Annotated in this window: 18 protein-coding genes; 12 read left to right on the top strand and 6 right to left on the bottom strand. The window is 64.1% G+C overall.

Annotated features, from left to right (window positions below; all coding sequences use genetic code 11):
- Positions 1-9: 9 nt before the first annotated feature.
- Together ACO056_RS12520 and ACO056_RS12515 are read right to left on the bottom strand one after the other, a co-directional pair.
- Positions 10-792 carry an SDR family NAD(P)-dependent oxidoreductase gene (locus ACO056_RS12520; protein ID WP_421847194.1) on the bottom strand — a complete coding sequence of 261 codons (783 nt, stop codon included), beginning with the start codon at positions 790-792 and terminating at the stop codon, positions 10-12.
- Positions 793-824: 32 nt separating this feature from the next.
- Complete coding sequence (locus ACO056_RS12515; RefSeq protein ID WP_421847191.1) at positions 825-2,243, bottom strand: sigma-54-dependent transcriptional regulator; 1,419 nt, start codon at positions 2,241-2,243, stop codon at positions 825-827.
- Between the two features lie 157 nt (positions 2,244-2,400).
- Between ACO056_RS12515 and ACO056_RS12510 the strand changes: the two genes are divergently transcribed.
- The 8 genes from ACO056_RS12510 to ACO056_RS12475 all read left to right on the top strand — a co-directional run bounded on the left by ACO056_RS12510 (position 2,401) and on the right by ACO056_RS12475 (position 8,638).
- Positions 2,401-2,535 carry an aa3-type cytochrome c oxidase subunit IV gene (locus ACO056_RS12510; RefSeq protein ID WP_421847189.1) on the top strand — a complete coding sequence of 45 codons (135 nt, stop codon included), beginning with the start codon at positions 2,401-2,403 and terminating at the stop codon, positions 2,533-2,535.
- 7 nt (positions 2,536-2,542) lie between these two features.
- Positions 2,543-3,673, top strand: a complete 1,131-nt coding sequence (locus tag ACO056_RS12505) for an NAD(P) transhydrogenase subunit alpha (RefSeq protein WP_421847187.1) — start codon at positions 2,543-2,545, stop codon at positions 3,671-3,673.
- Between the two features lie 14 nt (positions 3,674-3,687).
- Positions 3,688-3,972 carry an NAD(P) transhydrogenase subunit alpha gene (locus ACO056_RS12500; RefSeq protein ID WP_292941976.1) on the top strand — a complete coding sequence of 95 codons (285 nt, stop codon included), beginning with the start codon at positions 3,688-3,690 and terminating at the stop codon, positions 3,970-3,972.
- Positions 3,972-5,387 (top strand): NAD(P)(+) transhydrogenase (Re/Si-specific) subunit beta, encoded by a 1,416-nt coding sequence (locus ACO056_RS12495; RefSeq protein WP_421847185.1) that lies wholly within the window; start codon positions 3,972-3,974, stop codon positions 5,385-5,387. Before ACO056_RS12500 ends, ACO056_RS12495 begins: the two co-directional genes overlap by 1 nt.
- A 71-nt stretch (positions 5,388-5,458) precedes the next feature.
- Positions 5,459-6,802, top strand: a complete 1,344-nt coding sequence (locus tag ACO056_RS12490) for an APC family permease (protein ID WP_421847183.1) — start codon at positions 5,459-5,461, stop codon at positions 6,800-6,802.
- Positions 6,799-7,131 (top strand): hypothetical protein, encoded by a 333-nt coding sequence (locus tag ACO056_RS12485; RefSeq protein WP_421847181.1) that lies wholly within the window; start codon positions 6,799-6,801, stop codon positions 7,129-7,131. Before ACO056_RS12490 ends, ACO056_RS12485 begins: the two co-directional genes overlap by 4 nt.
- 53 nt (positions 7,132-7,184) lie before the next feature.
- The gene (locus tag ACO056_RS12480; RefSeq protein WP_421847179.1) at positions 7,185-8,354 is read left to right on the top strand and encodes a deoxyguanosinetriphosphate triphosphohydrolase; all 1,170 of its coding nucleotides are present in this window, start codon (positions 7,185-7,187) and stop codon (positions 8,352-8,354) included.
- A gap of 86 nt (positions 8,355-8,440) precedes the next feature.
- Entirely contained in the window at positions 8,441-8,638 is a 198-nt protein-coding gene (locus tag ACO056_RS12475) for a hypothetical protein (protein WP_421847177.1), read from the top strand.
- Here ACO056_RS12475 and ACO056_RS12470 read toward each other — a convergent pair.
- Entirely contained in the window at positions 8,635-8,769 is a 135-nt protein-coding gene (locus tag ACO056_RS12470) for an entericidin A/B family lipoprotein (protein WP_421847175.1), read from the bottom strand. The two genes, ACO056_RS12475 and ACO056_RS12470, sit on opposite strands and share 4 nt — an antisense overlap.
- A gap of 128 nt (positions 8,770-8,897) precedes the next feature.
- Here ACO056_RS12470 and ACO056_RS12465 point away from each other — a divergent pair, with 128 nt between their 5' ends.
- Positions 8,898-10,454 carry a long-chain-fatty-acid--CoA ligase gene (locus ACO056_RS12465; RefSeq protein ID WP_421847173.1) on the top strand — a complete coding sequence of 519 codons (1,557 nt, stop codon included), beginning with the start codon at positions 8,898-8,900 and terminating at the stop codon, positions 10,452-10,454.
- Here the strand turns inward: ACO056_RS12465 and ACO056_RS12460 are convergent.
- Positions 10,451-11,353, bottom strand: coding sequence for a DMT family transporter (locus ACO056_RS12460; RefSeq protein ID WP_421847171.1), 903 nt, complete (start codon positions 11,351-11,353; stop codon positions 10,451-10,453). The two genes, ACO056_RS12465 and ACO056_RS12460, sit on opposite strands and share 4 nt — an antisense overlap.
- 53 nt (positions 11,354-11,406) lie before the next feature.
- A complete protein-coding gene (locus ACO056_RS12455; protein ID WP_421847169.1) occupies positions 11,407-12,924 on the bottom strand; it encodes a CpaF family protein in 1,518 nt (505 codons plus the stop codon).
- Between the two features lie 219 nt (positions 12,925-13,143).
- On the opposite strand from ACO056_RS12455, the gene ACO056_RS12450 reads away from it, so the two are divergent.
- Together ACO056_RS12450 and ACO056_RS12445 are read left to right on the top strand one after the other, a co-directional pair.
- A complete protein-coding gene (locus ACO056_RS12450; protein ID WP_421847167.1) occupies positions 13,144-14,163 on the top strand; it encodes a glycosyltransferase family 2 protein in 1,020 nt (339 codons plus the stop codon).
- Positions 14,160-14,864 (top strand): class I SAM-dependent methyltransferase, encoded by a 705-nt coding sequence (locus tag ACO056_RS12445; RefSeq protein ID WP_421847165.1) that lies wholly within the window; start codon positions 14,160-14,162, stop codon positions 14,862-14,864. Before ACO056_RS12450 ends, ACO056_RS12445 begins: the two co-directional genes overlap by 4 nt.
- A gap of 50 nt (positions 14,865-14,914) precedes the next feature.
- Here ACO056_RS12445 and ACO056_RS12440 read toward each other — a convergent pair whose 3' ends face one another.
- Positions 14,915-16,462 carry a hypothetical protein gene (locus ACO056_RS12440; protein ID WP_421847163.1) on the bottom strand — a complete coding sequence of 516 codons (1,548 nt, stop codon included), beginning with the start codon at positions 16,460-16,462 and terminating at the stop codon, positions 14,915-14,917.
- Between the two features lie 90 nt (positions 16,463-16,552).
- Here ACO056_RS12440 and ACO056_RS12435 point away from each other — a divergent pair, with 90 nt between their 5' ends.
- Positions 16,553-16,936, top strand: a complete 384-nt coding sequence (locus ACO056_RS12435) for a GtrA family protein (protein WP_421847161.1) — start codon at positions 16,553-16,555, stop codon at positions 16,934-16,936.
- Positions 16,937-16,968: the final 32 nt, after the last annotated feature.

Here is a 16,968-nt window from a genome sequence, read left to right as displayed (position 1 = left end):
GTCCGGGCGTTAAATGGAATATCCACCATCGCTTACCAGCACCGAGCCGGTGATGGGCGCTGCCAAATTGGAGAGGAGGAAGCCGATTTGCGCGGCGATCTCCTCCGCGCTCGCCATGCGGCCCAGTGGAGAACCAGCGCGACCGATCTCGGCGATCGGAGCTTCGCGGCTGCCGAGTGACTTGATGGCCTGCTGCACCATCTCGACCGAATCCCAGATCGGCGTATCGACTCCGCCCGGTGCAATGGCGTTGACGCGAATGCCATGCGGCGCGCCTTCACGCGCAGCTATGCGCGCCATGTGCAGCACTGCGGCCTTGGATGCGCCGTAGTCGACCGGCGCCGTGCCCTTGATGCCCGCAACCGAACCCACCAGGACGACGCTGCCACCACGGTTCCCGTCAGGCGCCGGGCGCATCATGTTGCGCATCGCGCAGCGCAGGCTGAGGAACGCACCATCGAGATTGACCGCCATCGTCGCGCGCCAATCGGTGATATCGAGATCGGTGATGGCCTTGCCGGCGCCGGAAACACCCGCATTGATCACCGCATGGTCAAGCCTGCCAATCTCGCGCGAGAGCAGGTTCCACAGTGCCGGGTCGCTCACGCTGCCACCGAAGGGGCGCGTCCTGCAGGACAGATCGAGGCGGTCGAGCCCGGGCCGGTCGAGATCGACCAGCACGATCTCGGCGGCTCCACGCGCATCGAGCCACCGCGCGCAAGCCGCGCCGATGCCTGACGCTGCACCCGTAATGAGGACCGTCTTGCCGGAGAAATCGAGATCGCTTGCCATGGCGGCAGGCTAACCGGCAAGCGGTCGCCACATCAAGCGACGTTGTCGATCCCGAGTTCGGTCAGTTTGCGATACAGCGTCGAGCGTCCGATCCCGAGCCGCCGTGCAACTTCGGTCATGCGTCCCCGATAATGCCCGATGGCAAGGCGGATGACATCGGCCTCGATATCTTCGAGCGGGCGGAGGTTGCCGTCCGACGCATAGAGCATCACGCCCGCGCCTTCGGTGCTCGAGGGGGCTGCACGCGGAGCTTCGCCGACCATGTTCGAAAGGTTGGGGAAGTCCTGCGCGGTGAGGGCTTCGCCGTCGCAGAACACCGCGGCACGAAACAGCGTGGCCTGCAGCTGGCGCACATTGCCTGGCCAGTCATAGGCGGCGAGCAGGGACAGCGCGCCGTCGGTGATGCCAAGTGGGCGCAGGCCAGGTTGTTCGCCGATGCGGGTCAGGAAATGGCGGGCAAGGGCGGGAATATCGCCGGCACGCTCACGCAAGGCGGGCAGGTGCACGTGGACGCCGCTCAGCGCCTCGAGCAGGCTGAGATCGAACAGCTCGGCTTCGACCAGATCGCTCAGGGCTGCATTGCTGCAAACGATCACCCGCACATCGAGCCGGAAGCTATGGCGCGCGCCGATGGGCTGGATATCGCCGCGCTGCAGGAACTGGGCGAGACGGACCTGCGCCGAAAGGCACAGACGGTCGATCTCGTCGATCACCAGCGTGCCGCCGTCGGCATGCTGCAGCGCGCCTACGTGGCGTTCGAACGCGCCGGGGAAGGCGCCCTTCTCGTGGCCGAACAGCACTGATTCGATCTGGTTTGCCGGAATCCCGCCAGCGTTGACGATCCGCAGGGGCGCCTTGGCGCGCGGGCTCGCAGCATGCATCGCGCGCACCAGCATTTCCTTGCCGGTGCCGCTTTCGCCCTCGATCAGGACGGTGTTCTGCGTGCGCGCGGCCTTTGCGGCCACGGCAAGCGCGGCGCGGAAGCTGGGCGCGGCACCGATCATCGAATCGAAATCGAGCGTGCCGGTGAACTTCTCGGTGAGCGGTTGCAGTTCGTCAGGCGATTCCTCGCGCCGCGTTGCAGTGCGCAGCGCCTGAAGCAGCCGATCGGGCGCGACAGGCTTGATGAGGTAATCCGAAGCGCCTGCGCGCATAGCCTCGACCGCGAGCAGCGGCGAAGCGCTGGTCGTGATCATCAGGATGGGAAGCGCCGGTCGGCGCGCCTTGAGTTCGGCAATCAGCGTGCACGCACTGTCACCCGGAACCCATTGATCCAGAATGATTGCATCGAGCTGCATGCCCTGGCGCGTGCCGAGCGTGGCAATCGCCGTCTCGGAATCGCGCGCGATGATGGTGCGCCAACCTTCGCGCGCCGCGAGCGCCGAGATAAGGCGGCACTGCGCTGGTTCGTCGTCTATCAGCATGAGCAGCCGATCAGTGGGCTCTGCCATGGCTTTCCCGGTCCTTTTGCATAGTGCCCGGGTCTAGGCCATTTGGGTAAAGACCAGATTAAGTGCGATGGCGCCAGTTCCGCTTGAGCCGGGGGAACGCCGCCGCTAGAGCATGCGGTCAATCGGTCGTTTAATTCGCAATGAGGAAGGGTTTGTCATGGGCGCCAGCAACAATGCCGGGAACAACATGAAGGCAGCGACGGCCACGTACGAGGGCTTCGTCGGCATGATCAAGGTCGCCACGCCGGTGATCGCGGTGATCGTGCTCTTCGTCGTATATCTGATCGCCTGAGCCGCGAATGGGGGCGACAACAACGATCGCGGTTCTGCGCGAGCGGGCCAGCGGAGAGAACCGCGTAGCGGCAACGCCTGAGACGGTGAAGAAATTCATCGGGCTCGGTGCAGCCGTTCGCGTGGAGGCCGGGGCAGGCGTCACCGCTTCGATCAGCGATGATGCCTTCCGCGCGGCGGGGGCAGAAATCGTCGAGAGCGGCGCGGCAGCTGGCGCGGATATCGTGCTCGGCGTGCAGGGGCCTGAGGTCGATGTGCTCGGCGGGGCCAAGCCCGGTGCCTGGGTGGTCGCATCGCTCGATCCCTTCGGGCAGCGCGGCCGGGTCGATGCTTATGCCGCGGCGGGGCTTGAGGCGCTGGCGATGGAGTTCATGCCGCGCATCACGCGCGCTCAGTCGATGGACATCCTCTCCTCGCAGTCGAACCTTTCGGGGTACAAGGCGGTGATCGTGGCGGCGGACCTTTATGGCCGCGCCTTCCCGATGATGATGACTGCTGCTGGCACTGTTTCTGCCGCCAAGGTCTTCGTCATGGGTGTCGGCGTTGCCGGCCTTCAGGCGATCGCCACGGCGCGCCGTCTCGGCGGCCAGGTTTCCGCAACGGACGTGCGTTCGGCAACCAAGGAACAGATCCAGTCGCTCGGCGCCAAGCCGATCTTCGTCGAGAACGTCGCCGGGATCGAGGGCGAGGGCGCAGGCGGCTATGCCACCGAAATGAGCCCCGAATACCAGGCAGCGCAGGCCGAACTGGTTTCCAGCCACATCGCCAAGCAGGACATCGTGATCACCACCGCGCTGATCCCGGGCCGTCCGGCACCGCGCCTCATCACCGATGCGCAGATCGCCACGATGAAGCCCGGCTCGGTGATCTTCGATCTCGCCGTCTCGGCAGGCGGTAACGTCGAAGGATCGGTAGCGGATCAGGTAGTGGAAAAGCACGGCGTCAAGATCGTCGGCTATTCCAACACCGCGACACACCTCGCGGCGGACGCCTCGGCACTGTTCTCGCGCAATTTGTTCAATTTCCTGTCCGCCTTCTGGGACAAGGAGCAAGGCAAACCCGTGCTCGACGAGGAAATCGGCAATGCCATCCGCCTTACGCAGGGCGGCAAGGTCGTCAACGAACGACTGCTCGGGTGAGGGGGCTTTAGAACATGGACTTCATTTCAATCCTGAGCATCTTCGTGATGGCCTGCTTCGTGGGCTATTACGTGGTGTGGTCGGTCACTCCGGCGCTGCATACGCCGCTCATGGCGGTCACCAACGCGATTTCCTCGGTCATCGTCGTCGGCGCGCTTGTCGCCGGTGCGGCTGAAGGTTCGGTCATTTCCAAGTGGCTCGGCCTTGGCGCGGTGGTGCTGGCCTCGGTCAACATCTTCGGCGGCTTCGCCGTTACCGAACGCATGCTGGCCATGTACAAGAAGAAGGAGAAGAAGTGATGGAACACATCACCACTCCGCCTTGGGCGATGCTCGCCTATCTGGTCGCTGGCGTCCTGTTCATCATGGCGCTGCGCGGACTATCCAGCCCGGCGACTTCGCGCGCGGGGAACCGCTATGGCATGGTCGGCATGACCATCGCGATGGTCACGACGCTGCTCACGCACGGTGTTGCCAGCCTGCCCGAAATCGCAGGCGCCATCGCTATCGGAGGCGGCATTGGTTTCGTGACTGCGCGGCGGATCAAGATGACCGACATGCCGCAGCTGGTGGCGGCGTTCCACAGCCTCGTCGGTATGGCCGCGGTGCTTGTCGGCCTTGCCGCGTACCTCAATCCGATCGCGTTCGGCATCGCCGGGCTTGACGGGATCATCGAGCCGCAGAGCCGGGTCGAAATGGGGCTCGGCATCGCCATTGGTGCGATCACCTTCTCCGGCTCGGTCATCGCGTTCCTCAAGCTCAACGGCAACATGAGCGGCGCGCCGATCATGCTGCCCGGCCGCCATGCGATCAACCTCGGCACGCTGCTCGGCATTCTCGGGCTGGTCGCCTACTTCACGCAGGATCAGGCGCCCTGGATCATCGCAGTGGTCACCGCGCTGAGCTTTGCCATCGGCTTCCTGCTGATCATCCCGATCGGCGGCGCGGACATGCCGGTCGTCGTCTCGATGCTCAACTCGTACTCGGGCTGGGCCGCGGCGGCGATGGGCTTCACGCTCCACAACACCGCGATGATCATCACCGGCGCGCTGGTTGGCTCGTCCGGCGCGATCCTTTCGTACATCATGTGCAAGGCGATGAACCGCAGCTTCATCTCGGTGATCGCGGGCGGCTTCGGCGCCGCACCGGAAGCGGCGGCAGGCGGCGGTGCCAAGGTGCAGCGCCCGTGGAAGCGCGGCTCGGCGGAAGACGCGGCGTTCCTGATGAAGGAAGCCGAGAACGTCATCATCATCCCGGGCTATGGCATGGCGGTGGCGCAGGCCCAGCACGTGCTGCGCGAGATGGGCGATCTGCTCAAGAAGGAAGGCGTCAACGTCAAGTACGCGATCCACCCGGTCGCGGGCCGCATGCCCGGCCATATGAACGTGCTGCTCGCCGAAGCGAATGTGCCCTATGACGAAGTCTTCGAGCTCGAAGACATCAACGGCGAGTTCGCGCAGGCGGACGTCGCGTTCATCATCGGTGCCAACGACGTCGTGAACCCGGCCGCCAAGACGGACAAGTCCTCGCCGATCTACGGCATGCCCGTGTTCGACGTCGACAAGGCGAAGACGGTCATGTTCATCAAGCGCTCGATGGGCGGTGTCGGCTATGCCGGCGTCGACAACGACGTGTTCTACATGGACCAGACCATGATGCTCCTCGCCGATGCCAAGAAGATGGTCGAGGACATCAACAAGGCGCTCGCCCACTGATGCGTCAGCACTGAGTCATGACGCCCGGGGAAAACGAGGCGTCGCCGCAAAACCAGGGAAGCTTCGTCCGGGTGCTTTCACCCGGCGAAGTCTTCCTGCTGACGATCTCGGCGCTTTCGCCGGTGCTGTCAGTGTTCATCGGCGGCAACGCCATACTGCACATGGCAGGTACCGGGGCTGCTATCGGCTTTATCGGCGGCGGCGTGCTCGCCTCTGCGATGGCGCTCTTGTTCGCTGAACTTTCCGCCAGCTTTCCGGGCGCTGGCGGTGTCTATCCGGCCCTCAATGCGATCCTCGGGCCTCGCTGGACATACCCGTTTGTTATCCTGCGCACGGTGATCCTGTTTCCCTTGCTCGCCTTTTTCGCGACGGGGACAGGGCCCTATATCCGCCTGTTCCTGCCGTCGGTACCGCAGGACGTGGCTGCGCTCGCCACACTTGCACTGGCCGGTCTCATCGCAACCTCGCAGATCAAGCGCGGGGCGAAAGTTATCGCCGCATTCCTTCTCATCGAGGTCATTGCGCTTTCGGTGCTCTCCTATGCGGCGCTGACCCATTTCAAGGCCGCGAATCTCTCGCTCGTGCTCCACCCGGTCACTCTCGCTGCGGGGACTGCACTGGCGGCAACGCCGATCACCAGCACCGCGCTTGCGGTCATCGCCGGGGCCTCGATGACTGCAGGCGCTGATTGGGCGACCTTCTTTGCCGAGGATATGCTTGATGCGCGGCGGCGCATGGGACCCGTGGTCGCGTGGACCGGCCTGATTGCCGCAGTCGTCATTTCAGGCCCGGCAGTTCTCATGATCCTTGCGATGGACGATGTCGGCGCGACACTTTCGGCCGAGGCGCCAATGGCTCATTTCCTCGACCAGACGACCGGACCGCTTGTGAGTGCGGTGGTTTCTCTGGGCATCATAGCGGCGATCTTCAACGGCGCGATTGCGGTAATGATGGCCCTTTCGCGGCAACTGCACGCGATGGGGCGTGATGGGGTGTTTCCCGGACCGATCAACCGCGTGCTGCAGATCGTCAGCCCGCGGACGCGTGCGCCGACCGGCGCACTGCTGGTGTTGCTCCTAGTTGGTGCGGGCTGCACGTTCCTGGGCGAACGCCGCCTCGTCCTGCTCACCAGCGGCAATTTTTCCGAATATCTGCTGCTTGGCCTTGCCATGATTGCCGGACGCAAGGCCGGGGTTCTGAGCGAGCATTTCCGCATCCGTCTGCATCCTCTGGTGCCGATCCTCGCTCTTGCACTCAGCTTCTCGATCGTTGCGGCAAATTGGGCCGATGCTGATACCGCAAGGGTGTCCATGGCGCTGCTCCTTTCGGTTTTCGTTGCCGCCTTGCTCTGGCATGAGTGGGCGATCCGAACCGGCCGCGGTTCCGCCCGGCTTAGCGGGAGTGATCTTGAATGAATGTTCGCGCCGCCACTTCCGCGCTGGCAGTTTCGCTTTTTCTGGTGGCCGGCTGCACTCCGGCCAAGCTTGCTCAAGGGCGGGTTCGCTCCGCGCTGATGGATGCGGGCCTTTCTCAGCCCAACGCGGCCTGCATGGCAGAACGCATGACTGACCGGCTCACGCTCGGCCAGTTGCGCAAGTTGCAGGCGCTGCAGGGCCCCAAGCGCTCGATTGCCGATTATGTGATGACCGTGCGGCGGGTGGGAGACCGGCAACTGATCGAAGTTACGGTCAGTTCCGCGCTCCTGTGCGCCAGCGGTCTGGCGCCCGAGAGGAAGCCGGGCTAGGGCGCCTTCACCGCTTATCCTTGAGGATTTTTGCTGAAGATGCAGGTCAAGTCGTGACGGAGCGCGCACCCTGGGCCTGCGATCCCGAGCGCTCGCGCGGGCGGGAATTCACCCTCGCGGGAGAGACCGTGCGAGGCCCTCGCAGCGTGTTCCAGCGCGACCGCGACCGCATCATCCACTCGATCGCCTTCCGCCGCCTGCGCCACAAGACGCAAGTGTTCATCGCACCCGATGGTGATCACTACCGCGTGCGGCTCACCCACAGCCTTGAGGTCGCGCAGATCGGCCGCGTGATCGCCCGTGCGCTGGGGCTCGACGAGGATCTCACCGAGGCGCTCTGCCTGGCGCACGATATCGGACATCCGCCCTTTGGCCACGCGGGCGAGGACGCGCTCGAAGAAGCGATGGCGGGGCAGGGCGGCTTTGATCACAATGCCAACACGCTGCGCGTCCTGATGCGGCTCGAAAGCCCTTATCCCCGGCACGAAGGGCTCAATCTCACGTGGGAGCTGCTCGAAGGCCTCGCCAAGCACAATGGCCCGGTCTACCAGCCGACCTGGGCACTGGCTGAGCTGGACGGCGCATTCCCGCTCGATCTGGCCCAGCATGCCTCGCTCGAAGCGCAAGTAGCGGCGATTTCCGACGATATCGCGTACGACAACCACGATATCGACGATGGCTTGCGCGCAGGGTTCCTCACTCTCGATACGCTGCTCTCGCTGCCCTCACTCGAAGCGCAGTGGCACGATATCGAAGCGCGCTTCCCGGGCGCCCCGCGTGACCGACTGCTGCGCGAACTCGTGCGCGGACAGATCGGCCGCATGGTCAACGATGTGATCGGCGAAACGCGGCGGCGCCTGAAGGACAGCGGCGTACAGACCTGCGACGAAGTGCGCGCGGCGGGGCGCACGCTGGCGGGCTTCTCACCCGCGATGGCCACGGAGGAGCGCGCGCTGAAGGCCTTCATGTACAAGGCGCTTTATCTGCATCCCGAGCAGGTCGAGACGGCGGACCGCGCAAGGGCGGTGATCGCGCGCCTATTTGCGACCTACCGGGAAGCGCCGGACAACCTCCCCGAAAGCTGGCACGAATGCCTGCCGGAAAGCGAACCCGCGCGCAGCCGCCACATCGCCGACTTCATGGCCGGCATGACCGACAAGTATGCGATGGACGCCTATGCCAGGCTGTTCGGCGAGCGACCCGAAGGGCTCAGCAACGTCTAGAGCACTTCCCGACCAATCTGGTTCACCGTGACGGAGCCGATTTTGGCCCAGCGCGAGGATCGAGGAGGGAGCTATGCTTGCCCATAGTGACCGACGAGAGACGCTGCGATGGGCCAAAAGCGGCCCGCCCCTTCGGGGTTGCGACAGGAAGCCCCTCGGCCAAATGTCTCTATGGCAGCGTCGCGCCGCTGGCACGGGCTACCAGCCCGCACTGCGCGGCGCTCCTTGCCGAGAAGCTTCCTGACGCAATCATGGTGAACCAGATTGGTCGGAAAGTGCTCTAGTGGTGGATTGCGTCAGAACCGGCCTTGCCGACCGATTGGATATCTTTTCCCGCACCCTTCACGGTGTTGCAGGCAGCCGTACCCAGAAGCAAGCTGGCGAGTGCCACGGAAAAAATCACCTTGCGTACCATGATCGTTATCCCTTTAATCGTCTGATTAAGCCGCGCCCCCACACAGGGCTGCATATGTCCTGCATGATTCAGGATAACGTGTAGAACCTGCCAAGGTTCCGATGCGGCATGTGGGTGAGGACCGGTATATGCGCGAGACGGCAGGCTTCGAGACTTTCGATGCGTTCTTCCGATACTGGAGCGAGCAGAGGCCGGACGCGGTCTCGCACGAGCAGGATGGCCGCAAGACGACATTTGCCGAGCTTGAGGAGCTCTCCCGCCGCTTCGCCGCATTCCTCGCGGCGAACGGAGTGGCGAAGGGGGACCGGATCGCGTGGATCGGCAAGAACTGCGATCTCTACTTCCAGATGCTGCTGACCTGCGGGCGCATCGGCGTGGTCATGGTGCCGATCGGATGGCGGCTCGCGCCTGCGGAGATGGCCTATATCCTCGAGGATACCGGTGCGAAGCTGGTGTTTGCAGGTGCCGGGTTTGAAGCGGTAGCGCACGAACTTGCCGCCGCTGCGCCGCATCAGCCCGCAGTCATCGAGGAAAGCGCCGCCCGTCTGGCGATTCCGGCTTGCCCGGCGGACCCGATAGTCGCTGCCGAACCGGAGGCGGCTTTCCTCCAGCTTTACACATCCGGTACGACTGGAAAGCCCAAGGGCGCGGTGCTGTGCCAGCGCAATTTCATGGGCCTGCGCGGCCCTGCGCTGGAGGCCGGGCTACCGTGGGCCGAATGGGATGAGGACGAGGCGATCCTTGTCTGCATGCCTTGCGCGCACATCGGCGGCACCGGGCTCGGCACGATGGCCTTCTGCGGCGGCGTGCGCGCCATCGTGCAGGCCGAATTCACAGCCGATGGCGCGCTCGACGCGATCGGGCAGGGGATCACCCGGTTCTTCATCGTGCCCGCCGCGCTGCAGATGCTGATCCAGCATCCCAAGGCGACCGAGACCGATTTCACCCGCCTCAAGTATGTCATGTACGGCGCCGCGCCGATCCCGCTCGAGCTGTTGCGGCAGGCGGTGACGACGATCCCCAACGCCGCCTTCATGCAATGCTACGGCATGACCGAGACGACGGGAACGATTGCCGTGCTCCCGCCTTCGGACCATGAGCTTTCCGGCAATGCCCGCATGCGTTCGGCGGGCAAGGCCTCCCCCGGCGTCGAGATCCGCATCGTAGATGGCGCAGGCAATGAAGTCCCCCGCCATACGGTCGGTGAGATCCAGACCCGTTCAAGTGCCAACATGCTGCACTATTGGCAGCTGCCCGAAGCAACCGCGAAGACGCTCACCTCCGATGGCTGGGTCTGCACCGGCGATGCCGCCTATATGGACGAGGACGGCTATGTCTTCATCCAGGACCGTATCAAGGACATGATCATCTCGGGCGGTGAGAACGTCTATCCGGCCGAGGTCGAGAGCGCGATCTATGGCCACCCGCAGGTTGCCGAAGTCGCGGTGATCGGCGTGCCGGACGCGCGATGGGGCGAGGCGGTCAAGGCCTGCGTCGTCCCGCGCGAGGGCTGCGAAGTCGATGTGCCGAGCGTGATCGCGTGGGCGCGCGAGCGCATCGCCAGTTTCAAGGTACCCAAGTCAGTGGATGTGATCGCCGCGCTGCCGCGCAATCCTTCGGGCAAGATCCTGCGCCGCAATCTGCGCGAGCCCTACTGGGAAGGCATGGACCGGCAGGTCAACTAGGCGGCGGGAGCGCGTTCCCCGGCTGCGCTGCCGCGGACTTGTTCGCGCCAGGCGATGATCAGGCCTGCCGCGATGATGGCCGGAGCGCCGATCCATGTCTGTGCGCCGGGTACGTGGGCAAAGAAGAGCCAGCCCCACAGCGTTGCCCAGCCGAACTGCGAATAGTCCATGACGATCACGCTGGCGACGCTGCCATACCGAAGTGCGGCGGTCATCAGCAGCTGTGCGGCAAGTCCGGTCACGCCGATGCCGGCCAACATGGCCCAGACCACCGGTTCGTGGTGGGGCACCCCGATCTTCAGGAAGAACAGCGCCAGCACAGGCGTGCAGAATGCGGAGAACCAGAACACCACGCTCACCGGTTCTTCGGTGCGGCCAAGATCGCGCAGCTGGATCGAAATGATCGCGACCATGAAGGCCGCGCCGATCCCGGTGGCAAGGCCGAGCAGCGGAATGTGCGCCCGGTCCGGCCCGGCGATGATGAGCACCCCGGCAAGCCCCAACACGACGGCTGTCCAGCGCCACGGGCCGACTTTCTCGCCGAGCAACAGGACGGCAAGCAGCACGGCGAAAATGGGTGAAGTGAAGCCGAGTACGGTCGCTTCCGCCAGCGGCAGGATCTGCACGACACCCAGCGTAAGAAACATGCCGATTCCGCCGATCAGCGCGCGGCGGGCGTGAACCCAGGGGCGTTTGGTGGCGAGGCGGCCGATCTGTCCGCGCGCAGCGAGCCAGCCGAAGAGGGCGACACCCGGCAGGAACTGGCGCCAGAACAAGGTTTCCGGCAGCCAGACGCCGTGCTCGCCCGTCAACTTGACCAGCAGCAGCATGACCGAAATCGCCACCATGGCCATGAGGCGCAGGGCGAGCGCGTAGATCGGGCGTTGCGTTGGCGGCATGGCCCCCGCCCATAGGGCAGGGGCCGCGCGGATCAAGCGATTACGACCCTAAGTTAAAGGCAGGCTTCGAGGTAAGCCTGATCGAAGCCAAACTGGCGGGCCTTCTCAAGTGTATAGGGGCGCAGGCCCGATGGGCGGAATTCGCCGATGATCTTGCCGTCCTCGCTCTCGTCGAGATACTCGAACTTGAACAGCTCCTGCGTCACGATCACATCGCCTTCCATCCCGATCACTTCGGTGATGTTGGTGGTGCGGCGCGAACCATCGCGCAGGCGCTTGACCTGCACGATGAGGTCCACCGATTCGGCGATCTGGCGGCTGATGGCTTCCTTGGGGATCTTGATGTCCCCCATCAGGATCATGTTTTCCATACGGCCGAGGCATTCGCGCGGGCTGTTGGCGTGGAGCGTACACATCGAGCCATCGTGGCCGGTGTTCATGGCCGCCAGCAGATCGAAGCACTCGGCACCGCGAATTTCGCCCAGGATGATGCGGTCAGGACGCATACGCAGGGCGTTCTTCACAAGATCGCCGATGGTGATCGCGCCCTGGCCTTCAAGGTTCGGCGGACGCGTTTCGAGCGGCAGCCAGTGCGGCTGCTGCAGGCGAAGTTCGGCCGCGTCTTCGATTGTCAGCACGCGTTCGCCCGGATCGATCATTTTGGAAAGGGCATTGAGCATCGTCGTCTTGCCCGAACCCGTACCGCCCGAAATGACGACGTTCATCCGGCAAGCGCCTGCAATCTTGAGCGCGGTCGCCATCTTGTCCGACATCGAGCCGAAATCGCGCAACATGTCGATCGTGATCGGCTTTTCGGAGAACTTACGAATCGAGATAGCGGTGCCGCGCAAGCTGAGCGGCGGTACGATCACGTTGACGCGGCTGCCATCCTTGAGGCGGGCGTCGGCGAGCGGCGTGGTCTGGTCGACGCGGCGGCCGACCTGGTTCACGATGCGCTGGGCGATCTGGAACAAGTGGCTTTCATCGCGGAACCGGATCGGCGCGATGACCAGCTTGCCCTTCTTTTCGATGTAGGTCTGCTCCGGCCCGTTGACCATGATATCGGTGATCTCAGGGTCGTTGAGCAGTTCCTCGAGCGGACCGAAGCCGAGCAGCTCGTCGATCAGCACCTTTTCGAGCGCGAACTGTTCCCGCCGATTGAGCGTGACCTTGAGCTCGGCCAGCACTTCCATGATGATAGGGCGGAATTCCTCGGAGAGCTCTTCCTTGGTCAGCGTTGCCGCCGCTTCGGGATCGACTCGCTCAAGCAGGCGCGGGAGCACCTGTTCCTTGATCTTGTGGACCGAGGCTTCGAAGCCTTCCGCCTGATAGCCCGGTTCCGCCACGCCATTGGCGCGGTCGGCGAGCCGGGTCAGGGCATCGGACTTGTCCTTTGCACCGGAGTCGGCGGCATCCATGTTCGGAAGGGGCGGAAATTGTTCACCACCCATCGGCACCGGAACCGGTGCAGCCGAACCTTCGCCCGCCTTCATCGGGCGCGCCACGCCGAACGACGGACGCATGGCAGTGCTGCCTCCGCTGACTCCGGACTTGCGGCCAAATGCGCTCATGCAGATTTCCCTGTTCTCATAGCAGAAGGCTTGGACCGACAATGGTCAGCACGACCTTCCGATGCGTGGTGAATATCGCCGAAACCTTCAGGAAATCTAAATCGCGCCTCCAATGATGCGAATTGCCGGAAATGCGGCGGTTTTCGAGCCCTGGCCGCTGTGCAGGTTACAAATGATTAACTATAGATGCATAGGGTTGAGCGCGGAGAAGAAAAAGCGATGCACCTTTCCATCATCATTCCCGTGTTCAACGAACAGGACAGCATCGACAGCTTCGTCGAGGCAATCCGGCCGCATCTGGCGCGGGCGCTCGATTGCATGGGCGAAGATGCGAAAGCCGAACTGCTCTTTGTGGATGATGGCAGCACCGATCGCACACCAGAGATTCTGAAGGCGCTCACGCGGCGTGATCCGCAAGTCCGCTTCCTGCGGCTCTCGCGAAACTTCGGCAAGGAAGCAGCCCTTGCGGCCGGTATGCGCCGGGCGCGCGGCGCGGCGGTCGTGCCGATGGATGTCGATCTGCAGGATCCGCCCGAAGTGCTTCCACAACTGGTCGAGGAGTGGCTGGCGGGGGCCAAGGTTGTCAATGCCCGCCGCGTCGACCGCTCCACCGATGGCCATTTCAAGCGCCTGACCGCAAACAGCTTCTACCGCGCCATCAACATGGTCTCGGAAACGCCGATCCCGGAGAACGTCGGCGATTTCCGTCTGCTCGACCGGACCGTGGTCGATGCCGTCAACAGCCTGGGCGAGACGGCCCGCTTCAACAAGGGGCTGTTCGCGTGGGTCGGCTTCAAGGTCGCGACAGTGGATTATGTGCGCGCCTCGCGCCATGCCGGGGAAACCAAATGGCGGTTCCGGCGCCTCTGGGGCCTCGCGATTGATGGCATCACGGCATCGACGACGGCGCCGCTGCGCATCTGGACATATGTCGGCGGCGCAACCGCGCTGATCGCATTTGCCTATGCCGCGTTTCTGATCCTGCATACCTTGAGCACCGGCATCGATGTTCCGGGCTATGCCTCGATCATGGTCAGCGTGCTCATGCTGGGCGGGATACAGCTGCTCAGCATCGGCATTCTGGGTGAGTATGTCGGCCGCATCGCCAAGGAAGTGCGTCAGCGGCCGCTTTATATCGTCGAAGGGGACAGCGATGGCGAAGGCACCGGCCCGGGCCCCGACACTTCCCCCATTGCACATGAGGATTCCGCGTGGACCCCGCAGCGTATGAGAGCATGAGTGCGGTTGAGGACAGACATTGGTGGTTTGTCGCTCGCCGCCGCATCATTTCCAGCCTGATCGAACGCTTTGCTCGCCCGCCCGCGGGCGGCAAGGTGCTTGAGGCCGGGTGCGGAACAGGTGGCAACCTTGCCCTGCTGGCACGGTACGGCAAGCTCGATGCGTTCGAGTTCGATCCGACTGCGCGTGCCAAGGCCGCAGCCAAGCATGTGGCCGAAATCGACTTCGGGGCCTTGCCCGATCAGGTCGCGCGGCCGGAAGGCAGCTATGATCTCATCGCGTTGCTCGATGTGCTCGAACATATCGAGCAGGACGAGGCCTCGCTCCAGCGGCTCGGCGGCTTGCTGCGGGAAGATGGCCGGCTGCTGCTGACGGTCCCCGCGGTTCCCTCGCTATGGTCGGAACATGACGTCATCCACCACCATCACCGGCGCTATACGCGGCGCTCGCTCGAGCGCTGCATTGCGGCGGCCGGGCTCAAGGTCGAGCGCATCGGCTACTTCAACAGCTTGCTGTTTCCGCTCGCCTGGCTGCAGCGGCAGGTGCAGCGCATTACCGGGCGCCATGCCCCGCTCGATGCAGTGCCCGGCCGGTTCCTCAACGGTGCGCTGGAGCGCGTATTCGGGCTGGAGCGCCATATGCTCGGCACCGTGAACATGCCGATCGGGCTGTCATTGTTCGCGGTCGTCTCGCGCAAGTAAAGGTCAGGGGCAGGACCGATTAACCAAGGCGCGGCTAATCGGTACTGACCCTAGACGCCGGACGGCCTGATCCAGTGCTGGTCCCAGCAGTTTGCGGGCTCCTTGATCGGCACGAGGGTCAGGTTCTGCCCGACCAGCCAGCGGGGCATCTTGGCTTCCGGCGCCAGATAGCTGCCCTTGGGATAGATCGCGAATTCCTGGTCCCAGGCCTTGAAGAACGTGCAGGTTCCGCCGCCGACGGCGGGGAAGGTGATCGCCCGGCGGATCTCGTGCAGGCCGGTGACCGAGGCGATGCACAACATCGCGACGATGAACCAGTGCCAGCTGCGGGCCCGCCAATCCGTCGTGCGGGCGAGGATGTCCGCCATGATGAGGGCGAGCACGGTCTGCGAGGGAATGGCACCGCGCATCATGAAATCGATCGACCAGCCGATCTGTACGAAGGGAATGACGACCATCACGGCGGTGGCAAGGATCGGTGCGGCGGTGCCGAACGGTGAGCGGGACCGCAGCTTGATCGCCGCAAACGCCCAGGGCAGCACTTCGATCTCGAGACACAGGATATAGAGCCCGGGATCCATCGAATAGGGACGAATGCCAACATTGTCGCCCGCCGCTGCCAGAAAGGCGAGGCCGGGGATCACAAGGAGCGTGGCCAGCGCCGGCACCAGCACGTCGATCGTCCGCAGCTGCCGCTTCATCAGGCTCTGGATGCCGGCAAGCGCGGCCCATGGCAGCGCGCCGATCATCGCCAGGGGGGACCACAGCGCGGTCAGCGGTACGATGGCGAGGAACGTGCCCAGTTGCAGCCGGTCCCTGCGGTAGAGCATGTAGAGCAGGCCCGCGATCCAGCCGGCGAAAGCATGTTGCGGCACCCAGAACGCGAGCGTCATGGTCGAGCTGAACTGCAGGCCCGGGCTCCAGCCATCGAGGTGGTCGATCAGGGGCTGCGGGGTCACGATGTTGCCGACGATATCGAGACCGCCAAACGCAAGGATCGTCAGCAAGGCCAGCACGCGGCCGCGCGATGTCTCGAACAGTACCGAGCCGAGCGCGAGCAGGCTGCCCAGCAGGAAGGTGTTCTGCATGACGAGCGTGGCAGAACCAGCCGTTGCACCCCACGCCTTCCACGCGAGCGCAGGCAGGAAATACATGCCGATTGGCGCGCGTAGCAGGGTCGGCGCGCCGTTGAGCAGATAGGCGAAGGGCCAGGGGTTCACCGCCATGTCGCGCAGCACGGCATCGCGCACTTCCCAGTCGATATTGGCGTAGAACAGGCGTCCTTCACCGCCGAGCAGGAGAACGACAAGTGTGACCAAGAGGCAGGCAGCAAGCCGTGTCAGCGGGATCGCGCCAATCCCCGCGCCGCCGCGCCGGATCAGCATGGCCAGCCAGATTGTCCCGGCAAGGCCGACAAGCACACGCAGCGGGGTCGCGATACCGAGATAGAAGAGGAGCAGGATCTGATCACCCGCCAGCCAGGCCGCGATCATCGCCAGCAAAGTCCCGCCGCCGACCGCCAAGCCCTGCCGCTGCGACAGCTGCGCTTTAGTGCGCATTTTCGGCAAGGCAGTGGCGCCTGTCGTGGTCCCCGTCATCGTTCTGGCCTAAACGAACGCCTTTGGCCTTGCCAGACAGGTAAGCGAACTTTTAACGGAAAATTTGCCGTATTCGGTCAGGGTCAGTTTATGTTCGCAAGGCTTCCCCGCTGGCTTCGATTCATCCTGGTCGGCGTGCTCAACACGGCCTTCGGATACCTGCTGTTCGCGATCTTCGTGCTTGCCGGAGCGCCGAAGCTCTGGGCGGTGGTGGGCATGACTGCGCTTGGCGCGCTATTCAATTTCCGTTCGATCGGCCACCTCGTCTTCGCGCGCAGTGAACTCCATCTGCTGCCGAGGTTCCTCGGGGTCTATGCCGGCCAGTGCGTGGTCAATTCGGTTGCACTCGAACTGCTTGGCGAAGCCGGTTTCACGCCGTTGGTCGGGCAGGCTATCCTCGTCCCGTTCCTTGCCGCGGGGGTCTATTTCGCGATGCAGGCCTTCGTTTTTCGCGAGCTGCGCCCCGCAAACTGAAACGCTGCTTGGTGCTGCGTTGACAAGCCGGG

It is taken from the genome of Novosphingobium sp., assembly GCF_965228995.1.
GTDB lineage: Bacteria > Pseudomonadota > Alphaproteobacteria > Sphingomonadales > Sphingomonadaceae > Novosphingobium.
This window is presented reverse-complemented; position numbering and strand designations above follow the sequence as displayed.